The sequence below is a fragment of the Psychrobacter sp. FME13 genome, assembly GCF_014861395.1.
Lineage (GTDB): Bacteria > Pseudomonadota > Gammaproteobacteria > Pseudomonadales > Moraxellaceae > Psychrobacter.
The window spans coordinates 12,638-32,854 of the sequence record NZ_RRYV01000007.1 but is presented as its reverse complement, the minus strand read 5'-3'; the positions used below and the strand labels follow the sequence as shown (position 1 = coordinate 32,854).

The following is a 20,217-nucleotide window of genomic DNA, read 5'->3' as shown; positions in this document are numbered from 1 at the left end:
TAACTAGATAACAAAAGGAAAACTATGAAAACCATTGCTTTTTTACTGCATAATTACTTTGAGCAAGCAGAGTACGAAGATGTTAATAATCAATTAAAAGATAAAGGCTACAAAACACTTCTTATAACAACAAACGATAAAAAGGAAGTGCAAGCCATGAATCAGGATGTCGATAAAGGTGATGTTTTCACTGCTGATATCTTTGTAAGCGAATCTAATACCAATGATTATGATGCACTGGTACTACCAGGCGGTACTGTGAATGCTGATACTATTCGAGGTAATAAACAAGCTCATGAAATAATTGATGCCATCAATGACTCGAATAAACCATTGGCTGTTATTTGTCATGCTCCTTGGGTGCTGATCAACACAGGTATTGCTAAAGGTAAAACACTAACTGCCTATCCTACGCTTCAGACGGATTTAGAAAATGCTGGTGCAAAATATGTAGATAAAACAGTGCAAGTTGATAATAATCTTATTACTTCGCGTAACCCAGACGATATTCCCAACTTTGTTGATGCTATAGATAAAGCACTATCTTAGAGTCTCTGTCTCATAATTATTCAGTATCACTATATTTAAATCATTTATAACCATAACTGAGGACGATACTATGTCAAATACTAATCCAAATGATACTAAACTTGAACAACAACGTTCTGATTCAGCGGAAGCAGCGCTTGAAAGTCAGACTGAAGACAACCATAATGAAAGTAGTGAAGCAGCTGCAGATCGTATTGCAGCTAATTTAGAAAGTGCGAAAGAAGACAAGTAGGTTTCTAATATGTTACTTATAATAAAGTGATATCGATACTTTTATAGTTTGCACGCCGTGTTATTGATGAGTGCAAATACAATTAGTCCAAAAAATAATTCAGGAGCTAATATGAGTAATTCACCGAACAATATGGACGCGCAAGAAAAAGAGATTGATGAGCTATATAAAGAGCTAGATCCTCAAGATGAAGCTCCAGTTAGTTTAGCAGAGGCAACCACTGCGCCTTTAGATAATGACGCAATTGGTCGACATACGACACAAGCAGACTCACATGGTGGCAATTAGTAAGTGTTTACGCTTTTAGTATATGTTGTCATCAAAAACTGCTGTTAGTTCAGCAGTTTTTTGTTATAATCTTCCTCACATTTAAACTAGGTTTTAGATAGTGCACTGTATTTAACCCATTACTTTAGTTAAGTAGTGCTATAGCTAAATGCGGGGTAGGATTCAAAACATATTAAGTGGTTGTTATCTGAGCTTGTCGTACACTAGGTCTACTCTAGTAATGCAGGGTTGTCCTGAATGACGCACAGGTTATTTTATTTATTCTATTACTTTAAAGTTGGCTACATATCGTAGCTTGTCTTAAAGTTCTTAGCATTGCCGGAGATATTTATGCTAACTAATACTGATCGCGAACAAATCATTGCTCAATACCAACGTGGCGAAAACGACACTGGTTCTCCAGAAGTTCAAGTCGCTTTACTGAGTGCTCGTATTAACGATTTGCAGAATCACTTTAAAGCACACAAAGCAGATCATCATAGCCGCCGCGGTCTTATCCGTATGGTTAACACGCGTCGTAAACTGCTTGATTATTTAAAAGGTAAAGACCTTGGTCGTTACACTACTCTAATCAGCCAGTTAGGTCTACGTCGTTAATTTGGCGATAACAGTACGAGTGGTTGAGATATTCAGGAATACCATGATTTGGTATGACCTTAGCTTTTTTGTTAAGCCGCTTAGAAACTGTTTGCTGGTATCGATAAAATAGATTTTTCTAAAAACGGTGTGGAATAGTTTCACGCCGTTTTTTTATGCTTATTCATTTTAAAATTAGTACTCAGATAATGTAAATGATATCTACTTCCAGAGAGTGTCTAAGAGAAATGCAGGAGTAAGCTATACTAACCAAGCAGCTTAAATAGTATTTTCTGACGATAATGGCACTACCTTGTAATTAATTGGTCAATAGCTATAAATCACTGTAAAATAATGCCTTGTGAGTTTGATAGTATATCTGCTATAGATATGGCGATTTTTGATAAAATACTTATGGCTTAGTTTAGTGAGTAGCGTAAATAGCTGACACTTATCAGATCAGACCAGAACAGCCTGTAGGGTTTTTAGCATCAAAGTCTTTAGACCTAGAGTCTTTGTGATAGTATTCATGGTAAAGCTAAAATTGTACGACCGAATATATATAATAGTACGATGTCCAACTTAGACAAATATATGAGATAACCAAGTAACGTTATTGGCATTGGTTGATATGCTTTTTAATAGTAATTATGTCAGCTGATAGCCATATACACAGAATTTTAATGACAGATATCAGCTTGTTATAGCGCTGATATTATTTTGTCAGTCAACATTAGGAAGATTATATGACAATGTTCAACACTATTAAGCGTGAATTCCAATATGGCAACCAGCAGGTTGTTATTGAAACGGGTCGCGTTGCACGTCAAGCAAACTCTATCTTAGTTCATATGGGCGGCGTTACCGTCCTAGTCGCAGCAGTCGTAAAATCAGAAGCCAAAGAGGGTCAAAACTTCTTTCCGCTAACCGTAAACTACCAAGAGAAAATGTATGCAGCGGGTAAAATCCCAGGTGCTTACGGCAAACGCGAAGGTCGTGCGAGCGAATTTGAAACCCTAACCTCACGCCTGATTGACCGTCCGATTCGTCCGCTATTCCCTGAAGGTTACGTTAATGAAATCCAAATTACGGCGACCGTTGTATCATCAGATAAAACCCAGTCAGCAGATATCGCCGCACTAATCGGTGCATCAGCAGCGCTAGCTATCTCTGACGCACCATTTAATGGTCCTGTTGCGGCTGCTCGTGTTGGTTTTATTAACGGCGAATATGTACTAAACCCAACGACTGAGCAGCTCGAAACCAGTGATCTTGATTTGGTTGTAGCTGGTACTAAGTCTGCTGTATTGATGGTTGAGTCAGAAGCGGCTGAGTTGTCAGAAGATCAAATGTTGGGCGCAGTACTATACGGTCATCAGCAACAGCAAATCGTTATTGATAACATTGTATCAATGGCAGAAGAAGTTGGTACTGCTAAGCAGCAATATTCTGCTCCTGAGCGTGATCAAGCGCTTACCAGTAGCATGAAAGAGCAGTTTGGCGCGCAAGTTGCTGATGCATATACGATTACTGACAAGCAAGCACGTTATACTAAGCTAGATGAAATTAAACAGTCAATTATCGATGCGCTTGCTGGTGATGCTGAGTCAGAAACTTATGCTGATACGGTATCTGAGCTAAAAGAAATCTATAATGATCTTAAGTATCGTACGGTTCGTGACAATATTTTGTCAGGTAAGCCACGTATCGATGGTCGTGATCTTGAAACCGTTCGTGCGCTTGACGTACAAGTTGGTGTATTGCCATATACGCATGGTTCAGCATTGTTTACACGTGGTGAGACGCAAGCATTGGTTACTACTACATTGGGCAACAGCCGTGACGTTAATATGATTGACTCATTGGGTGGCACGATTCGTGACCATTTCATGTTGCATTACAACTTCCCGCATTTCTCAGTAGGTGAAACGGGTCGTGAAGGTATTCCAAAACGTCGTGAAATCGGTCATGGTCGTCTAGCACGTCGCGGTGTACAAGCAATGCTGCCAGATAGCGAACGCTTCCCGTACGTTATCCGTGTGGTATCAGAGATTACCGAATCAAACGGTTCATCTTCTATGGCATCTGTTTGTGGTGCAAGCTTGGCATTGATGGATGCAGGCGTACCATTAAAAGCACCAGTCGCGGGTATCGCGATGGGTCTAGTAAAAGAAGGCGAGCGTTTCGCTGTATTGTCAGATATCTTAGGTGATGAAGATCATCTTGGTGATATGGACTTTAAAGTGGCTGGTTCTAAAGACGGTATCACTGCGTTACAGATGGACATCAAAATCGAAGGTATTACTCCAGACATCATGGAGCAAGCACTTAAGCAAGCCCATGCTGGTCGTATCCATATCCTAGACGCGATGAATCAAGTATTGCCAGAGAGCCGTACTGAAATCAATGCTCATGCGCCTAACTATGCGGTTATCGAAATCAATCCGGACAAAATCCGTGATGTAATCGGTAAAGGCGGCGCGATGATTCGTCAGTTAACTGAAGAAACTGGTGCAGTGATCGATATCGATGATGGTGGCACGATTCGTATCTTTGGTGAAAACAAAGCCGCAACCAAAGCCGCTATTGGCAAAATTGAAGCATTGACTGCTGAAGTTGAAGTCGGTAAAACTTACGAAGGTACGGTCGCTCGCATTGTTGACTTCGGTGCTTTCGTTAACGTCTTGCCAAACACGGACGGTCTAGTACATATCTCACAAATCGCAGAAGAGCGCGTTGAAAATGTATCAGACTACTTAAAAGAAGGTCAGGTCGTGAAAGTATTCGTTCAAGACGTTGATAACCGTGGTCGCATTAAGCTGACTATGAAAGGTATCGAACAAAACTAATCGTTAGTCATTGGTTTCGTTAGTCTTTACCAAGTAAAAAACCGCTTTGAGATACTTGTTATAAGTGCTCAAGGCGGTTTTTTTATGGCTATTATTTATGTGAATAAATAAATGACTAAAAATAAGTGGCTAGGGCGTGTCTTCATTTCAAAAATGGTGATAAAAATGAGATAAATTGCCGTCAAACAAGGAAAATAGCGCAGATAATATCAGGATATTAACCAGCTATTTGACGATGTTTGGCAAGACTCAGCCATTTTTAGCCCATTGAGATGACTATCGAGTGAATTGAAGACACGCACTAGTCTTGCACTTAGCGCTTAGGGGTGTCGTTGATAAATGCAATCAGCAGCTCAGCCAGCTTTTCACCTTGGTCCTCTTGTAGGAAGTGACCACCATTCGCAATGATTGTGTGTGCTTGACCTTGAGTACCGGGAATCAGCTTTTGCATGATTTGATCTCCACCACCAGTGACAGGATCAGAGTCGCTAAACAGCGTAATAAAAGGCTTCGTCCATTTGGTGAGCTGCCCCCAAGCCGCACGGTTATTTTCTGAAGCGGGATCATCAGGTGTGGTAGGGACTAATATGGGAAACTGCCTTGCTCCCTCTTTATAAGATTCATCAGGGAACGGTGCATTGTAAGCAGCAATGACTGCTTGTGATAGTTCGGTTGTGGTACCACTATTAATGATACTACCGACATGAAACGTCGGAGTGTCCTGTGAGAACTGCTGCCATTTTCGGAAGCTTTCTCCTGGATCGTGATCACCAGTGGGGAGCATGGTATTGCCAGCTGCTACTCGAGTAAATTTGTCTGGGTTTTCTGCCACGAGACGTAAGCCAATCAAGCCACCCCAATCTTGACAAAATAATGTGATATTCGTCAGCTCTAATTGATCAAGTACTGATTGCATCCAGTCAACATGACGCTGGTAAGTGTAGTCAGTACGGTCAGTAGGTTTGTCTGAGCGCCCAAATCCAGGGAGATCTGGCGCAATGACACGATGTCCTGCTGCTGTCAGTATTGGTATCACTTTACGATATAGATAGCACCAAGAAGGCTCGCCATGTAAGAGTAAAACTGGATCGGCATCTTTTGGACCTTCATCCAGATAATGTACACGAAGCTCGCCACCTTCACCGTCATCTACCATTGTATAGTGCGGCGCAAAGTTGTAATCGGGCAAGTTTGCAAAGCGTTCATCAGGGGTTCTAAGAACTTTCATAGGGTATCCTTATCCTTTATGATAAATAATCATGCACTCTCAGGCAGAGAATGTAGGATTCAGCATAGCATTGAAGTCATTATTAGAGTAATGTTTTTTGAATATCAAAGGCTGTACTCTGCCTTGTCATTATTTTATTTGGTCTTAGATTTCAACGCTTTTGGGTAGATGTATATCGATTCGCAGCTTGGGCAATGCTTGTAGTCGTTCAGTCAGTAATGGCAAAATATCAGTAACCCAATCTAAAGGGACTGAGTTTTCTGCATTGAGTTTGTCAGTCATATTGTCCCTTGCATTATTATATATAAGCGGACGTGCAAGGAGAGCAATCCGACGGATACCTTGGTAGCGTATCAATGGGATAAGCTGTTGCTGACAATCAGTCAATGCTTCTTCTAGCCAACGTGCGCGTGCTGGATGATAAGGGTGATCCGATATAATAAGATTGGCAATATAACTGGGTTGATTACCATTACTGCTGATACCCAGTCCTGCTTGCTCACGAGAGCGTTTGTGAAGCAGGCAACTACCGACGCTTAGATTACCATCACGGCACGCACGATAGTAACGTTGATAATTATCAGGAAATAACGTTTTAGCTCTTGTGAGTACAGGATCTAGCAGGATGCCCGCTGTATTAACGGGCAGGATAAGTAGCTGTGCGCTGCTATTTAGAATAGGGGCGTGGGTCAGTTGTAGAGTTGCCATTGCCATCACTTTTACATAGCTATGATTTTATTCTGTTGCGGTTTTAACGGTATCACCCGCCTCTAATTGTGCTAACTGTTGTTCAACCAGTGCAATCTGCTCTTCCTTCATTTCAGCCAACTGTTTGTTCATAGCCAGTTGTTCAGCGGCAAGTTTTTCTTGTTCAGTCAGACGCTTAAGCTCGTCATCTAAACGATCTATCTCTTCTTTAGCCAAGCTATCACTTTCTGGTAATGGCGCATTTAAGATGGTTTCAGGGGTAAGCACATCACCATTTAAAGAAGAAGCCTCGCTACTGTCCTCTACTTCTGGAGTTTCATTACCCGAGTCACTCGCTGCACTATCGAGTGGCGTAGAAACAGGCTGCGTTGCTTCAATCTGTTTCGTGACAGGAAAAGGTTGGTTGGTATTAGACAAAGCTACTTTCCAAATCAAATAACCAATAAGTATGGTTGCCAATACTAAAACTAACAACCATTTTTTCCATGGTTTGCTAGCATTTTCTTTTAGTGATTTTGTGGGCAAAGGACGCATATTTGGATTTTTCATACTGTTGTCGATTTATGTCAGAAATGTAATTGTATATACTATAGCAAACTCAAAATAAAAAGCCTATCTATTGATAGATAGGCTTTTAGCTATTTTAACTTGACGTTGAAAATCAGCACATGTTTAGGATTTAAATTTGACGGTGCCGCTAGTGCCTGTGCTCATCGCATCGTGAATCAGCTGACCTTCGAGATGATTCTTAGCACTGATAGCGTCAGGGTCAGGGCGATGCTCTGTATGTCCACATTGTGTACATTCAATATATTCGTCAGGCTCTGGATCAACGATATTCACTTGCACCACCGCATCCATCGCCTGGCATTTTGGACAGCGAACACCTGCTAAAAAACGCCGTTTTGGCCTTGATGACTGATAACGCATTTATATGACCTCGCTAGTCATTTGGGGATTGGTCGTATCGGTATTTTTAGCCACATCAAAACCACTGTGGCGTAGCAGGGCCTCGATGCTAGCACTGCGACCACGGAAGTTTTCAAAATTAGTCTTGGCTGGGAAGCTACCGCCAACGGATAAGATAGTCTCGCGAAAAGCTTTGCCTGTGGCTGGGTTAAAAATACCTTCTTCTTCAAACTTACTAAAAGCGTCTGCAGATAGTAGCTCTGCCCATTTATAAGAGTAATAACCAGCAGCGTAACCACCTGCAAAGATGTGGCTAAAACCATTGGCAAAGCGGTTATAGTCAGGCGTTTGCATAATGGCAATATCGCTACGCACGGTATTTAAGGTTGCTAAAATACCCTCATAATCGGGCGCTGGTGTCTGTGCATGCATCAGCAGATCAAAAAGAGCAAATTCGATTTGACGTAATGTTTGCATACCGCTTTGAAAGTTTTTGGCAGCCAATAGGGCATCGAGTTTGTCTTTAGGTAGTGGTTCACCTGTTTCGACATGACTACTAATCAGCGCGATACCTTCTGCATCCCACGCCCAGTTTTCCATAAACTGGCTTGGTAGCTCGACGGCATCCCATTCGACGCCATTGACACCAGCGACATCACCGACAGTTACTTGTGTTAATAAATGATGTAGACCGTGACCGAACTCATGGAATAAGGTCAATACTTCGTTATGCGTCAATAAGCTTGGTTTGCCCGCAAGTGCAGGAGTGAAGTTACCTACCATAAAGCAAACAGGTAGCTGTTGGTGGTCTTGTTCGTCATAAGTATAACGCGACTGAAAACCACTCATCCATGCGCCGCCGCGCTTGCCGCTACGGGCAAATAGGTCAAAGTAAAAACCACCAATTAAGCGGTCGTCAGCATCAAATAGTTGATAGAAACGAACGTCATCATGCCAGCGTGACACAGATTCTTGTTTACTACTGTGTTCGTTACTGTAATTGATTTGCTCCTGTACTTTGATACCGTACAGGCGTTCTACGATAGCAAACAAGCCACTAATGACTTTCGGTAATGGGAAGTAAGGGCGAATTTCTTCTTGTGATAAGCTGAATTCGCTTTGTTTTACTTTTTCAGCGATATAAGCACTATCCCATGGTTGCAAATCATTAATATTATAATCCTTCGCATACTGTTGCAGTTGTGCTAAGTCTTGCTTAGCAGTAGGTGTCGCTTGTGTGGCCAAATCCCGTAAAAACGTCTCAACTTCCGTGACGCTATCAGCCATCTTGGTCGATAGTGATACCTCGGCATAATTATTAAAGCCGAGTAGTTTAGCTTTCTGCTCACGTAATTGTAGAATCTGACTCATAATATCAGCGTTATTGAGCGACTCACCTTTGGCATTGGTATGCTGGTCAAACTCTGAAGCACGAGTGACATAAGCCTGATATAGCGTCTCACGCAGACTGCGATCATCAGCATGGGTCATGATAGCGAGATAGACAGGTATATTTAAGCTTGCGACATAATAAGGCGTCGGTAGTTTGTCGATATCTGCTTGTGTGAGTTCACCGCTCGCAAGCTGACGAGCCTTGTACTGCTCACCTGCATCCGCTAAAAGTGCCAGACCACTCTCGGTCAAACCGGCCAATTGGCTCTCTGTCAAAGGCAGTGCAAACGCTTGTGTGGCGTCCAAAATATGATCTGAAAATGTCGCTGATAACGTGGATAGTTTACTTTGAATGGCGGCAAAGTCTTTTTGTTCAGCCTTCGGTAGAGCGACCCCCGATAGCTGAAAGCTACGCAGCGCAAGTTCGATCGCACGGGCCCGTGCAGGCTCAAGTGCCACAAAAAAATCTGTATCATTCACGATGGTTTGGTAGCGGCTAAACAATGACTGATGCTGTCCTACACGAGTGCCATACGCCGATAGTTTAGGCAGCAATTCATGATGTACATGACGGATTTCATCATTACTTGTCACGCTATTGAGATGCGATAAAACACCCCAACTGCGATCTAGAGCCAGATTGATATGATCAAAAACCATTACATCTGCCAGTGCTTGCTCAGCACTTAGATCAGTAGCATCATCATTGCTATTGTTCGGTGTGGCTATTGTATCTAGAAAGGCATTTGCATCGTCGATAGCTGCAATAACTTGCTCTTGCAAACTGTTTGGTGTGGCAGTCGCAAAATCGACAAGATGTAAATCTGCTGTAATAGGTGACATAGAATGATCCGGTATGGTGTCTTAGTGAATGAATTATTATTGGGTAAGTATGATGTTGTATAAGCCTTATATAAAAGATGGGTTCATTTGATAAAAATACAACCTAGGTACTCAACATACAGATTGCAAAGAAGTGATACCACCAAAATGAGGTCGTCTATTAATTTTTTATTATGTTAAGAATAACTCTACTTACAAAGGAACATCATTTGTTTGCAAGTTGGCTCTGTCGATAGCAGGTTTTTGTTGTTAGTATCAAATGAGTTATATAAGAAATGTAGATGTAATATATTTAGATATCAATATGTTAAGTACTTATATGATGTTGAATACCTATATAAAATAACATTTTTTAAAAGCACTTTTTAAAAGCATGTACTGTTAAATATGCACTACTATAAAAACGCAATAGCGATAAGATTGTCGAAAAGGAAGTGACGTACGGCTATTGCTGATTATTAACTGGTACATGAACCATTGATAAGGTTAAACGTAAGTCATAACAAAACAAGGAGCAATATATGAAAGCAACTCTCAAAAGTCTGCGTGATAGTAATGCCAACCCAGCAGTCAGTATCTTTGTAAAGACTCATCGTGAGCATCCCGCTAATGAAAAAGATTCGATTGCCCTAAAAAACCAATTAAAAATAGTCGAAGAGCGTCTAACGAATGAGTACGATAAGCATACTGCGACCTCGATTTTAGACAACATTTATACAAAAACCAAAGAGCTGAATCATAATCACAATCTCGATACTTTGGCTATCTTTGCTAGTACTGACGATGTGCAAGTGATCCGTATGCCTATCGATACGACTGAGCGCGTTATGATTTCACATCGTTTCGCGACTCGCGACTTGGTACGTGATATGGCAAGTGCCGTTCACTATTATGTAGTGGTGTTGACCCGTGAGGGTGCGCGTTTGATTGAAGCGTCCAATGATCGCGTCGTCAGAGAATTCGATAAAGAAGATGACGCACAAAGCAATATGGAGAATATTCGCTTCCCTGTTGAAAATAATGGCTTGTATACCACTGGAGATGGTGGAACAGATCGCTCATCAAATAACGAAAGCAGTTATCTAAAAGAGTTTTTTAACCAAGTAGATAAGAGTGTGCAAGAGCTGTGGGGCGAGCATAAAATGCCGCTCGTGGTAGTCGGCGATGCCAAAAATATTGGCTACTATAAAGAAGTATGCGACCGTCCAGACAACATCATTGCGACGGTATCAAATGCGACTAAGTTAGAAGATGGTAGTGCTCAGCATATTATCGACAGTGTGCAAGAGGCAGTAGAAAACTATCGACAGTCGCTACATCAGGCAGCCATGGGAGAGATTGACAAAGCTCGCGGTGCCAATATGTTGCAGACAGACTTACAAGAGGTCTATCGCAGCGCATTTCAAGGTGTGGGTGAGACACTTTACGTCCGCCGTGGTTATATACAATCCGCTAAGATCGATGAAAACGCGCAGACATTGAGTATCACAGACGATGCTACCGCCGAAGGTATCACGGACGATGCAGTGGGTGAAATCATTGAGCATGTCATTCATAATGGTGGTAAGGCTGTATTTTTACCAGAAGCTATTATGGGTAAAGATCAGCCAATTGCATTGGTGACTCGTTACTAATTTGCTAGGGTATGTTTTAAAACTAACTATGATTAATAGCGGTGTTCGAATTAGCCATTGATGGCATATAGGTATAGTATGGGAGCATTGGTTCAATAAGAATCAATGCTTTTTTACATTGATGCGTGTTTGATTCAACATACTTTTAAGATATTCCTCTTAACTTATACATTAGGCACTTATTATGATGAACCAGCGTACAAGCAAGGCTATCAAAGTACTAAGTGTCACACTAATGCTCGCGCTTAACTCTAGCTATAGTTATAGTGCTTCCAATATTAATACTATCTCTATAAATCATTTGGCGTGGAGTCAGTTACCTGCTACTGTGCAAAAATATTACCAAACAAGCTCCACGCTGAATAAATTGAAGCTGAATAATAAGGATATTGTGGCTATTAGTTCATGGGTCGATGCTACAGGTACCAATTATCTGGTTCAGTTACAGCGTCTTGATTACGCTGCCACTTTTGACAGTCCCGCAGGAGAAGTAATCAGTCATTTGTACAACGTAGATCAAGCAACACGTCGAGTATGGCAAATATATGACTATGTACCCTGCGATTTAGATGTGATTGCCCGTTATACTAAGGAAACTGCCGTAGTGACTGACATTAATAATAACGGTGTGGCTGAGGTGAGCGTTCCTTATTATATCGGTTGTCGCGGTGATGTCAGTTACGACGAAATGAAAATCATCATGTATGAAGGTAAACAAAAATTTGCTATCCGTGGTAACTCGGCAATATGTGATTCCAAAACGGGTTTACCAGTCAAGCCAAATAATTATGGTGGTGAATACACAATTGACGAAAAACTGTTACAGCAATCTGAATTATCGGAGCACAATAAAGTAATGTTTAGGCGTCATTTGAAATCAGTGTGGCGAGATAATCAATGTTCCATTTATTTTAAGTATGATGACTAAATCTATGACAACCACAAATTCTTTTATTTTAACCAGCTATAACATTCATAAAGGCATGTCGCCATTAAACCGCCAAGTCAAAATGCAAGGCATCGCCCAAGCTCTGGATATCGTGGGTTCTGACGTGTTGTGTCTGCAAGAAGTGCAAGGTCAGAACCTCAAGCGCAATCTACAATACAATGAATATCCGGATCAGTCCCAACATGAGTGGTTCGGTGAGTATCTGAAGCTGCAAAACAGCTATGGCAAAAACTGCGAATATGAAAATGGCCATCATGGGAATGCAGTATTGAGCCGTTTTCCCTTAGATCCAAAACACAATGTCAATATCACCGTCAATAAGCTTGAGCAGCGTGGCGTGTTGCATTGTGAAGTACAGCCAATAGGCTGGGAGAGGCCAGTGGTTGTGTTGTGTGCGCATTTGAATTTATTTGAGCGCGATCGTATTAAGCAGTACGAGGCCATTGCTAATTATATATGTCATGAGATTGCTGATGATCAGCCCTTGATTTTGGCGGGTGACTTTAACGACTGGAAAAAAATGTCCTGTGATAAACTGGCGCATGATTTGGGTATGATAGAAGCTTTCAAACACTGTCATGGCAAACTGTTACCAACCTTCCCAGCCAAGTTGCCAGTACTAAGCTTAGATCGCATTTATGTACGTAATCTAAGAATAAAAGATGCTTGGGTGCATACAGGAAAACCATGGTCGACGCTGTCGGATCATCTGCCAATCAGTGCGGAGTTGGCGCTATTGTAAAATATAGTCAAATCCATATAAATCCGCTACATCTTCATCCTCGCTGTCCATATTAGGGTTTGTTGAATGTTCAATAGACCCTAATATATCGCTGTATTTGTTTTATAGTAAACTGACTACAGAACAAAGCGTCAAATAAAATAAAACTCATCAAAAAATTGGGGTAACAAAGCACCCGATAACATATAAGGATATATAACGATGTCTAATAGCCAACGACCAAACGCTCAACATGCTGTGCTGATCAATGAGTTTGGTGCGCCTGAAGTGATGCAATATCAAGATGGTGTAGCGATGCCAGAATTGGCTGACGATCAAGTATTGGTGAAAATTGCTTATGCAGGTATTAACCCTGTCGACTACAAGACACGCCAAGGTAAAGGCTGGGGCGCGGCAGCTATCCAAAAAGATAAGTTCGATAACCATGAGTCTGCAATACTGGGCTTCGATGTGTCAGGCATTGTGGTTGATAGCAATAGCGAGCATTTCAGTACTGGTGATCAAGTTGCTGCTCTGACCTTCAGTGGCGGTGGTTATGCTGAGTATGTGGCAGTCGATGCTACTCTGCTAGCAAAAGTACCAGAACCAGTGACACTAGAGCAAGCAGGTGCATTGCCTTGTATCGGACAAACGGCGATACAGTTTGTAGAGTTTGCTAATATTAAAGACGGCGAGCATGTGGTGATCAATGCACCAGCCGGTGGTGTCGGTCATTTATTGATTCAGTTATTAATGGGTAAAGTGGCTAACAATAATATCAAGGTAACCGTTATTTGCTCACCAGAAAAATATGCCAAGCTGGATGAATTAATAGAAATATCTAAGCTGGCAGGTTGGATCGATTATACCAAAGACGATGCTTTTCCTGAGCTGAAGGCGGATGTGCTGCTAGATTTGGTTGGCGGTGATGCAGGCATACGAGCGCTTGATGTTGTGAAGTCTGAAGGTAGTGTTTATGTGTTACCAACGATTTGGGTCGACAAACTCAAAGAAGCGGGTAGTCAAAAAAATCTGAAAGTTGCAGGTTATAAATCGCAGCGTAATGGTGAAGATATGGCTAGAGTGCTACAACTGGTGGCAGATGGTGCGCTGACGTTACGTATTCAGCAAGTTTATCCATTATCAGAGGTGGTGGCGGCGCATCATGAGCTACAAAAAGGCAATGCGTTTGGCAAGATTGTTTTAAAAGCAAGCTAAGACACGCTCTAGACTATATTAAATCTAAGGCAAATTAAATCTAAGGCGAATTAAATCTAAGGCGAATTAAATCTAAGGCGAATTAAATCTAAGGCGAATTAAATCTAAGGCGAATTAAATCTAAGGCGAATTAAATCTAAGGCGAATTGAATCTAAGGCGAATTGAATCTAAGGCGAATTGAATCTAAGGCGAATTGAATCTAAAGCTACAGTATTTGTCGAAACGTTAGGCTAATACGCACTGTTGAGACCGCTTTAGTTTTGGTAATGGTATGTTTCCAATACTTTTGAGTATCACCATGCATGACAATTAACTGACCTGACTCAAGATGAAGCTCAACTTTGTCTTGAGTTTCTTTGTGTTTCAAAACAAATTTTCGTGTGGCACCAAGCGATAGAGATGCGATGATTGGCTGAGCACCCAGCTCTTTTTCATCATCGGCATGATAGCCCATACCATCATTACCAGAAGGATAATAGTTAAGCAGGCAGCAATTAAAATCAACGTTGATACCAATATTTGATAGTTGCTGCTCAACGTATTGTTTCATGTGAAACACAGTGGCGGACCATGCAATAGCCTGATGTGATTGTCCAGAGTATTGATAAGTGGTATTACTTTCGCCCATCCAAACGATTTGGCGAGTGGTGATGTGGGTCTTTCCAAACAGTGTCACGACATCAGACTGCCACGGTAGCTCAGTCAATAAAGCCTGATACACCTCATCGGTATTTTCGATAACCATGCCTAAGTCATTTACCTTGCCATCATAAGGCAGTAGGTTGTCAGTCGGTGCAGGAGAAAAAAGATCAGGCATGTACCAGCTTATTTGTTGATTTGATAATAATCATGGATGATCTGAGCGCATAGGTCAGGTGCTTCCATCGGTAATAAGTGTCCGTATTCTAGTAGAGAAACGATGCGGCTGTCAGGTACAAACTTGCGCCATTGTTTACGCACTTTATCATTGATAAATAAGGTTGGCTTGCCAGTAATGAGGGTATAAGGGCATTTAAGTTGTTTGAGTGCGCTATCAATATAAGGCGCGCCAAAATAGTTGGCAAGCTCTTGCTCTGGCGCAAATATTAGTATGTAAGTACCATCAGTATTCTTGACCAAGCTTTGCTCGGCAAACACTCGCAAGTGTGTGTCGCTAATACGCCTATAAGCAGGCTGTGCGCGCAAGTATTCATAATAATCTTCGATGCTTGACCAAATAGCTTGCTTGGTCAGTGTGCTTTTAAAAGGCTCGCGATTGAGCAGAACCTTACGTGGCAATAGGTTATATAGCCGAGCTTGTCTTTTGGTAAATGTCACAGGCTCTATTAAATATAACTGTGAAAACAGATCTGGGCGCATGGCTGCGGCGATGGCAGTGGCAGTTGCACCCTGTGAATGGCCTATACCTACCACTGGTTTGTTTTGTGTTTTTTCTAAAAATTCAATCAGCATTTCGGCATCTTGTTCGCGTGTCAGGCGACGGCGTTGCGGCTTGTCATACCAGTAGCCACGTAGGGCGAGTGAGCTGATATCAAAGTTAGTTGATAGTGCCTGTAATAAAGGTTTGTAGGTGCCAACGGTAAAACTATTACCACCATAAAAATGCGCGGGCACACGTGAGGCAGCGTTTGACTGTATCGAGGAATTAAGTTGGCTCAGGTTGTAGTAGCGTGCTTGTTTGCCGCTGATATTAATACGGTGTGTAAATGCTTCCATAAGATAAACACTTCCTTGTGTGTCGTTTTTAAACAGAGTAAACGGTTTTTTCTTAGCTGTCTTCGCCTAAGAAGCCACCACTTTGACGATGCCATAGTCGTGCATAGACGCCTTGCCGCGCCAATAGCTCATCATGGCTACCTTGCTCAATAATTTTACCTTTGTCCATGACCACCAATCTATCGAGAGCAGCAATGGTAGAGAGACGATGAGCAATCGCGATGACCGTTTTACCTGTCATAATGTCATTCAGACTTTCGGTAATCGCAAATTCAATCTCAGAATCAAGGGCGCTGGTTGCTTCATCTAACAGTAATATCGGTGCGTTTTTTAGCATAACACGTGAAATGGCGATACGCTGACGCTGACCACCAGAAAGTTTGACGCCACGTTCACCCACTTGAGTGTTCAGACCAGTATTGCCTTTATCATCATATAAGTCTTTAATAAAATCCCATGCTTGGGCTTGCTTGGCAGCCGTAATAATTTCGTCATCGCTAGCATCAGGACGACCGTAAGCAATGTTTTCACGTACAGTACGGTGCAATAAGGATGTGTCTTGGGTGACCATACCGATTTGTTGGCGTAAGGACTCTTGGGTAACGGCATCAACGGCTTGCCCGTCGATAAGGATTTTACCGCTATCAACATCAAAGAAGCGTAATAATAAATTAACCAAGGTTGATTTACCTGCTCCTGAGCGCCCAACCAAGCCTATTTTTTCACCTGGCTCGATATCTAGGTAGAAATCATCAAGAAGCTTCACGGTCGAGGTTGTCGTCTCTTTTACTTCGCCTAAATTATGAGCGTCAGCAGTGTCACCATTGGTCTCGCTTTCATAACCAAAATCCACATGGTCAAAGACAATCTGACCCTTGGTAACGTTTAAGTCAGGCGCATTAGGCTGGTCTATAATGGTTTGTGGTGCTGATAATGTGCGCATACCATCCTGTACCGTACCGATACTTTCAAACAAACTGGCCGTTTGCCACATAATCCATCGCGTCAGACCGTTTAAGCGCAGTGCCATCGCTGTTGCAGCGGCAATGGCACCCACACCGACCGCACCGTGTTGCCATAAATATAGGCCAATACCAACTGTGCTACTGACTAAAATAACACTGATCAGATGAGTCGAGACTTCTAGATAGCTGACCCAGCGCATCTGTGCATGGACAGTACCCAAAAACTGCCCCATGGCGTTCTTGGCATAGCCTAGCTCACGGCGTGAGTGGCTAAATAGTTTGACGGTCATGATATTGGCATAAGCATCGGTAATGCGGCCAACCATCAACGCACGAGCATCTGCTTGTACGATGGCGGTGTTTTTTAACTTCGGAATAAAGTACCAAATACTGAGGGCAACCAAGATGAGCCAAATAATAAAAGGAATCAATAGTAACTTGTCTAAGTTAAATAAAATAACGCCTGAGGTGATAAAGTAGACAGAGACATACATGAACATGTCGGTGACCGTCATGACGGTATCACGCACAGCCAATGCCGTTTGCATCACTTTTGCTGAGACACGTCCTGAAAACTCATCTTGATAAAACTGCATCGACTGCCCAAGCATGCGCTGATGAAAACGCCAGCGCATTTGCATGGGGAAGACGCCTTGCAAAGTCTGAAAATGAACAAACGATGATAAGGCAATCCATATTGGACTCAGTATCATGACCGCCAGCATCAAGAGTAGCATGTCGCCTTTTTCTACCCATAGCGTCTGCGGTGTATAAATACCGAGCCAATCGACGATATTGCCAATCCAAGCAAACAGCATGGCTTCATAGATGCCAATACCTGCTGACAAAATCATAAATAGTACTAGCCAGCCACGTAAGCCATTGGTACATACCCACAAAAACTTGAGCATGCCATCACGAGGTGAGGGTAGTGGCATTGGGGTGTCAGGAAAGGCGAGTAGACGGTTTTCAAAAAAACGAAATAGAGCATTCATAGGCAGTCATAAAACATCGATAGCAGTACGCCAAAATTAACGACGTCACTCGTTACTTTGAATCTTTACTTTTGTTATTAGGATTGCTCGCTATTTTAGCAAAATTCGCCATTAGAGCTGCATGCGAATTGTAATTTGAACGAGGCAGTCCAACTTGTATTCAGCGAGATAAAAGCTAATAAATAGATTGCTGCTATGGAAATATTTTGTTACATTCTACTGATTTAAATTCGTTCAGTGGTTTATCTTGTCTACTTAACGATTTATTTTCAAGGTGACTTAGGGCGTGTCATCAATGTGCTAATTGATGACACGCCCTAACAAAAACGTATTAACAACAATCATGCAAAGATGGCTGTCTAAAAAGGTAAACGTTCATGATGTATTTAACGATAGCGGTGCTCTGTAGTGTTGCTGTGTCGGTGTTATTAAAAATATTACGGCAAAAAAACATAGACATACGCCAGACTATCGTTGCGGGTTATCCTGTGGCGTCACTATTGACTTGGTTTTTGCTAAAACCAGAGGTAGGCGGGTTAGCTAAATTTGGTAGCGCGTGGGGCATTATTGTTGCTCTTGGTATCATGCTACCAGCCGTATTCATTATCCTTGGGCGTGCTATTGAATCAGTCGGTATGGTTGCAACTGATGCCGCTCAGCGTCTATCGCTCATTATTCCTATCACAGCTTCTTTTCTGTTGTTTGGTGAGATGATTACTGGTACGCATGTGTTTGGATTACTGTTAGGGTTTTTGGCATTAGCAGCATTGGTCTATCGTCCACAATATGCTGATATTAGTCAACAAGCCAAGCGCACGCCATTATGGTTATTTGGGGTGTGGGCAGGCTATGGTCTTATTGATATCTTGTTTAAACAGGTCGCCAAACAAGGCACAGCCTTTGCACTCACGTTGTTTGTCAGTTTTGGCTTGGCTGGGTTACTGCTATTTATCTATTTGCTTATCACCCGTGTGCGCTGGCAAGGAAATGCGCTTGCAGCAGGACTGCTATTAGGTACACTAAATATGGGCAATATTTATGCTTATGTACGGGCCCATCAAGTAATGCATGACTCTCCTAGTACCGTCTTTACGGCTATGAATGTTGGTGTTATTGCGGTAGCGACTTTGATTGGTGTTGGCATATTTAAGGAACATCTCAATCGTATTAATATATTGGGCTTGTTCTTAGCGGTTTGCTGTGTGGTCTTACTGTTTTTAGCTTAACCGTTTTAGCTTAACCGTTTTAGCTTAACCGTTTTAGCTTAACAATTTTAGCCTAAAGGCTTGAATGTGGTCATGATTTTACGAAGGTTTTAACTGAGAAAATATAGGCAGACAGACTGTCCTATGATAAGGTTAGCTACGATACATAAGTCTGGCAAAAAGCATTTGTTTAACAGTGCCTAACTTCAATAAATAACTTCAATAAATAAGAACAGGATGCACACTCAATGGAATACGACAAGCAATTACAACGTATAAAAAACAGCTCAGGTTTCATCGCAGCGCTGGATCAAAGTGGCGGCAGCACACCAAAGGCGTTAGAAAATTATGGTGTCACTGGTGCAGACTACAGTGACGACTCGGCTATGTTTGATTTGGTACATGAGATGCGTGCTCGTATCATCACTTGTGATTCATTTGATAATGAGCGTGTCCTTGGCGCAATCTTATTCGAAGATACCATGGATCGTAAAATTAATAGCAAGCCGACGGCAAACTATTTATGGGAAGATAAAAACATCGTACCATTTTTAAAAGTAGATAAAGGACTGGCTGAGCAAATGAATGGCGTACAAGTCATGCGCCCGATGCCAGACCTAGATGTATTATTAGACAAGGCAAAAAACTATCCTGTGTTCGGTACCAAAATGCGCTCAGTCGTCTATGAGCCAAACGTCGATGGTATCGAGCTGGTGGTACAGCAGCAATTTGATGTCGCAAAGCAGATTCTCTCAAAAGATTTGATGCCTATCGTCGAGCCAGAAGTGGATATCAATGGTGCACAAAAGCATGAATGCGAAGTTATATTGAAAGCCAGTATTCTACAAAATCTGGATCGTTTGAATGACGAGCAGCAGGTCATGCTAAAGCTAACATTGCCTGAAGAGGCAGGATTTTACCAAGAGCTGATTGATCACCCAAAAGTGTTAAAAGTCGTGGCCTTGTCAGGTGGTTATAGCCGTAGCGATGCCTGTGCTAAGCTGAAGCAAAACCCAGGTATGATAGCGAGCTTCTCGCGAGCTTTTACTGAAGGTTTGAGTAAGCAGCAAAGTGATGAAGCATTTTCTGCAACTATCAATAATTCGATCGAAGAGATCTATGAGGCGTCGAAGGTTTAAAGTTAAATATTGAAATCGAATTCGCAATCCCAGTAAATACTATGTTTACTGGGATTTTTTTATAGTTTTTATTATGAATAAATATTAAACTTGTGTTTGT

At 41.9% G+C, this 20,217-nt stretch carries 19 protein-coding genes; 11 read left to right on the top strand and 8 right to left on the bottom strand.

From position 1 onward, the window contains the following. Positions 1-24: 24 nt before the first annotated feature. From EI164_RS02075 to pnp, 5 genes are all read left to right on the top strand, one after another. Positions 25-549: a type 1 glutamine amidotransferase domain-containing protein gene (locus EI164_RS02075; RefSeq protein ID WP_192518343.1), complete on the top strand. Its 525-nt coding sequence runs from the start codon at positions 25-27 to the stop codon at positions 547-549. A gap of 70 nt (positions 550-619) precedes the next feature. Continuing rightward, a complete protein-coding gene (locus EI164_RS02070; protein WP_192518342.1) occupies positions 620-781 on the top strand; it encodes a hypothetical protein in 162 nt (53 codons plus the stop codon). Positions 782-892: 111 nt separating this feature from the next. Then, positions 893-1,069, top strand: coding sequence for a hypothetical protein (locus EI164_RS02065; RefSeq protein WP_192518341.1), 177 nt, complete (start codon positions 893-895; stop codon positions 1,067-1,069). A 330-nt stretch (positions 1,070-1,399) separates the two neighbouring features. After that, complete coding sequence (rpsO, locus tag EI164_RS02060; RefSeq protein WP_045443035.1) at positions 1,400-1,666, top strand: 30S ribosomal protein S15; 267 nt, start codon at positions 1,400-1,402, stop codon at positions 1,664-1,666. Positions 1,667-2,391: 725 nt separating this feature from the next. Continuing rightward, positions 2,392-4,494, top strand: coding sequence for a polyribonucleotide nucleotidyltransferase (gene pnp / locus EI164_RS02055; protein ID WP_192518340.1), 2,103 nt, complete (start codon positions 2,392-2,394; stop codon positions 4,492-4,494). A 313-nt stretch (positions 4,495-4,807) separates the two neighbouring features. Here the strand turns inward: pnp and EI164_RS02050 are convergent, their stop codons facing one another. The 5 genes from EI164_RS02050 to EI164_RS02030 form a co-directional block, all read right to left on the bottom strand. After that, positions 4,808-5,722: a haloalkane dehalogenase gene (locus tag EI164_RS02050; RefSeq protein WP_192518339.1), complete on the bottom strand. Its 915-nt coding sequence runs from the start codon at positions 5,720-5,722 to the stop codon at positions 4,808-4,810. Positions 5,723-5,866: 144 nt separating this feature from the next. Beyond that, positions 5,867-6,430 carry a hypothetical protein gene (locus EI164_RS02045; protein ID WP_192518338.1) on the bottom strand — a complete coding sequence of 188 codons (564 nt, stop codon included), beginning with the start codon at positions 6,428-6,430 and terminating at the stop codon, positions 5,867-5,869. A gap of 27 nt (positions 6,431-6,457) precedes the next feature. After that, the gene (locus EI164_RS02040) at positions 6,458-6,979 is read right to left on the bottom strand and encodes a FlxA-like family protein (protein ID WP_192518337.1); all 522 of its coding nucleotides are present in this window, start codon (positions 6,977-6,979) and stop codon (positions 6,458-6,460) included. 123 nt (positions 6,980-7,102) lie between these two features. Further along, a complete protein-coding gene (locus tag EI164_RS02035; RefSeq protein ID WP_192518336.1) occupies positions 7,103-7,360 on the bottom strand; it encodes a YheV family putative metal-binding protein in 258 nt (85 codons plus the stop codon). Beyond that, the gene (locus EI164_RS02030) at positions 7,361-9,574 is read right to left on the bottom strand and encodes a M3 family metallopeptidase (protein WP_192518335.1); all 2,214 of its coding nucleotides are present in this window, start codon (positions 9,572-9,574) and stop codon (positions 7,361-7,363) included. A gap of 521 nt (positions 9,575-10,095) precedes the next feature. On the opposite strand from EI164_RS02030, the gene EI164_RS02025 reads away from it, so the two are divergent. From EI164_RS02025 to EI164_RS02010, 4 genes are all read left to right on the top strand, one after another. Beyond that, the gene (locus tag EI164_RS02025) at positions 10,096-11,208 is read left to right on the top strand and encodes a hypothetical protein (protein WP_192518334.1); all 1,113 of its coding nucleotides are present in this window, start codon (positions 10,096-10,098) and stop codon (positions 11,206-11,208) included. A gap of 184 nt (positions 11,209-11,392) precedes the next feature. Continuing rightward, positions 11,393-12,136, top strand: coding sequence for a M949_RS01915 family surface polysaccharide biosynthesis protein (locus EI164_RS02020; RefSeq protein ID WP_192518333.1), 744 nt, complete (start codon positions 11,393-11,395; stop codon positions 12,134-12,136). Positions 12,137-12,140: 4 nt separating this feature from the next. Continuing rightward, complete coding sequence (locus EI164_RS02015) at positions 12,141-12,899, top strand: endonuclease/exonuclease/phosphatase family protein (protein ID WP_192518332.1); 759 nt, start codon at positions 12,141-12,143, stop codon at positions 12,897-12,899. Positions 12,900-13,100: 201 nt separating this feature from the next. Then, the gene (locus EI164_RS02010) at positions 13,101-14,096 is read left to right on the top strand and encodes an NADP-dependent oxidoreductase (protein ID WP_192518331.1); all 996 of its coding nucleotides are present in this window, start codon (positions 13,101-13,103) and stop codon (positions 14,094-14,096) included. Between the two features lie 206 nt (positions 14,097-14,302). Here EI164_RS02010 and EI164_RS02005 read toward each other — a convergent pair whose 3' ends face one another. Genes EI164_RS02005 through EI164_RS01995 form a run of 3 tightly spaced genes read right to left on the bottom strand, consistent with a single transcriptional unit; the run spans position 14,303 to position 17,773 of the window. Beyond that, positions 14,303-14,914: an alpha-ketoglutarate-dependent dioxygenase AlkB family protein gene (locus tag EI164_RS02005; RefSeq protein WP_192518330.1), complete on the bottom strand. Its 612-nt coding sequence runs from the start codon at positions 14,912-14,914 to the stop codon at positions 14,303-14,305. An 8-nt stretch (positions 14,915-14,922) separates the two neighbouring features. Further along, positions 14,923-15,813, bottom strand: coding sequence for an alpha/beta fold hydrolase (locus tag EI164_RS02000; protein ID WP_192518329.1), 891 nt, complete (start codon positions 15,811-15,813; stop codon positions 14,923-14,925). A 52-nt stretch (positions 15,814-15,865) separates the two neighbouring features. Beyond that, complete coding sequence (locus EI164_RS01995; RefSeq protein WP_192518328.1) at positions 15,866-17,773, bottom strand: ABC transporter ATP-binding protein; 1,908 nt, start codon at positions 17,771-17,773, stop codon at positions 15,866-15,868. Between the two features lie 377 nt (positions 17,774-18,150). Here EI164_RS01995 and EI164_RS01990 point away from each other — a divergent pair, with 377 nt between their 5' ends. After that, on the top strand, positions 18,151-18,999 hold the full coding sequence (locus EI164_RS01990; protein ID WP_192518327.1) for an EamA family transporter: 849 nt from the start codon (positions 18,151-18,153) through the stop codon (positions 18,997-18,999). Positions 19,000-19,226: 227 nt separating this feature from the next. Further along, the gene (locus EI164_RS01985) at positions 19,227-20,117 is read left to right on the top strand and encodes a fructose bisphosphate aldolase (RefSeq protein WP_192518326.1); all 891 of its coding nucleotides are present in this window, start codon (positions 19,227-19,229) and stop codon (positions 20,115-20,117) included. Positions 20,118-20,217 lie beyond the last annotated feature (100 nt).

Excerpts from the sequence above, each read along its gene's own strand:
- EI164_RS02075 (WP_192518343.1), top strand. The coding sequence starts at position 25 with ATGAAAACCATTGCTTTTTTACTGCATAATTACTTTGAGCAAGCAGAG.
- EI164_RS02070 (WP_192518342.1), top strand. The coding sequence starts at position 620 with ATGTCAAATACTAATCCAAATGATACTAAACTTGAACAACAACGTTCT.
- EI164_RS02065 (WP_192518341.1), top strand. The coding sequence starts at position 893 with ATGAGTAATTCACCGAACAATATGGACGCGCAAGAAAAAGAGATTGAT.
- rpsO (WP_045443035.1), top strand. The coding sequence starts at position 1,400 with ATGCTAACTAATACTGATCGCGAACAAATCATTGCTCAATACCAACGT.
- pnp (WP_192518340.1), top strand. The coding sequence starts at position 2,392 with ATGACAATGTTCAACACTATTAAGCGTGAATTCCAATATGGCAACCAG.
- EI164_RS02050 (WP_192518339.1), bottom strand. The coding sequence starts at position 5,722 with ATGAAAGTTCTTAGAACCCCTGATGAACGCTTTGCAAACTTGCCCGAT.
- EI164_RS02045 (WP_192518338.1), bottom strand. The coding sequence starts at position 6,430 with ATGGCAACTCTACAACTGACCCACGCCCCTATTCTAAATAGCAGCGCA.
- EI164_RS02040 (WP_192518337.1), bottom strand. The coding sequence starts at position 6,979 with ATGAAAAATCCAAATATGCGTCCTTTGCCCACAAAATCACTAAAAGAA.
- EI164_RS02035 (WP_192518336.1), bottom strand. The coding sequence starts at position 7,360 with ATGCGTTATCAGTCATCAAGGCCAAAACGGCGTTTTTTAGCAGGTGTT.
- EI164_RS02030 (WP_192518335.1), bottom strand. The coding sequence starts at position 9,574 with ATGTCACCTATTACAGCAGATTTACATCTTGTCGATTTTGCGACTGCC.
- EI164_RS02025 (WP_192518334.1), top strand. The coding sequence starts at position 10,096 with ATGAAAGCAACTCTCAAAAGTCTGCGTGATAGTAATGCCAACCCAGCA.
- EI164_RS02020 (WP_192518333.1), top strand. The coding sequence starts at position 11,393 with ATGATGAACCAGCGTACAAGCAAGGCTATCAAAGTACTAAGTGTCACA.
- EI164_RS02015 (WP_192518332.1), top strand. The coding sequence starts at position 12,141 with ATGACAACCACAAATTCTTTTATTTTAACCAGCTATAACATTCATAAA.
- EI164_RS02010 (WP_192518331.1), top strand. The coding sequence starts at position 13,101 with ATGTCTAATAGCCAACGACCAAACGCTCAACATGCTGTGCTGATCAAT.
- EI164_RS02005 (WP_192518330.1), bottom strand. The coding sequence starts at position 14,914 with ATGCCTGATCTTTTTTCTCCTGCACCGACTGACAACCTACTGCCTTAT.
- EI164_RS02000 (WP_192518329.1), bottom strand. The coding sequence starts at position 15,813 with ATGGAAGCATTTACACACCGTATTAATATCAGCGGCAAACAAGCACGC.
- EI164_RS01995 (WP_192518328.1), bottom strand. The coding sequence starts at position 17,773 with ATGAATGCTCTATTTCGTTTTTTTGAAAACCGTCTACTCGCCTTTCCT.
- EI164_RS01990 (WP_192518327.1), top strand. The coding sequence starts at position 18,151 with ATGATGTATTTAACGATAGCGGTGCTCTGTAGTGTTGCTGTGTCGGTG.
- EI164_RS01985 (WP_192518326.1), top strand. The coding sequence starts at position 19,227 with ATGGAATACGACAAGCAATTACAACGTATAAAAAACAGCTCAGGTTTC.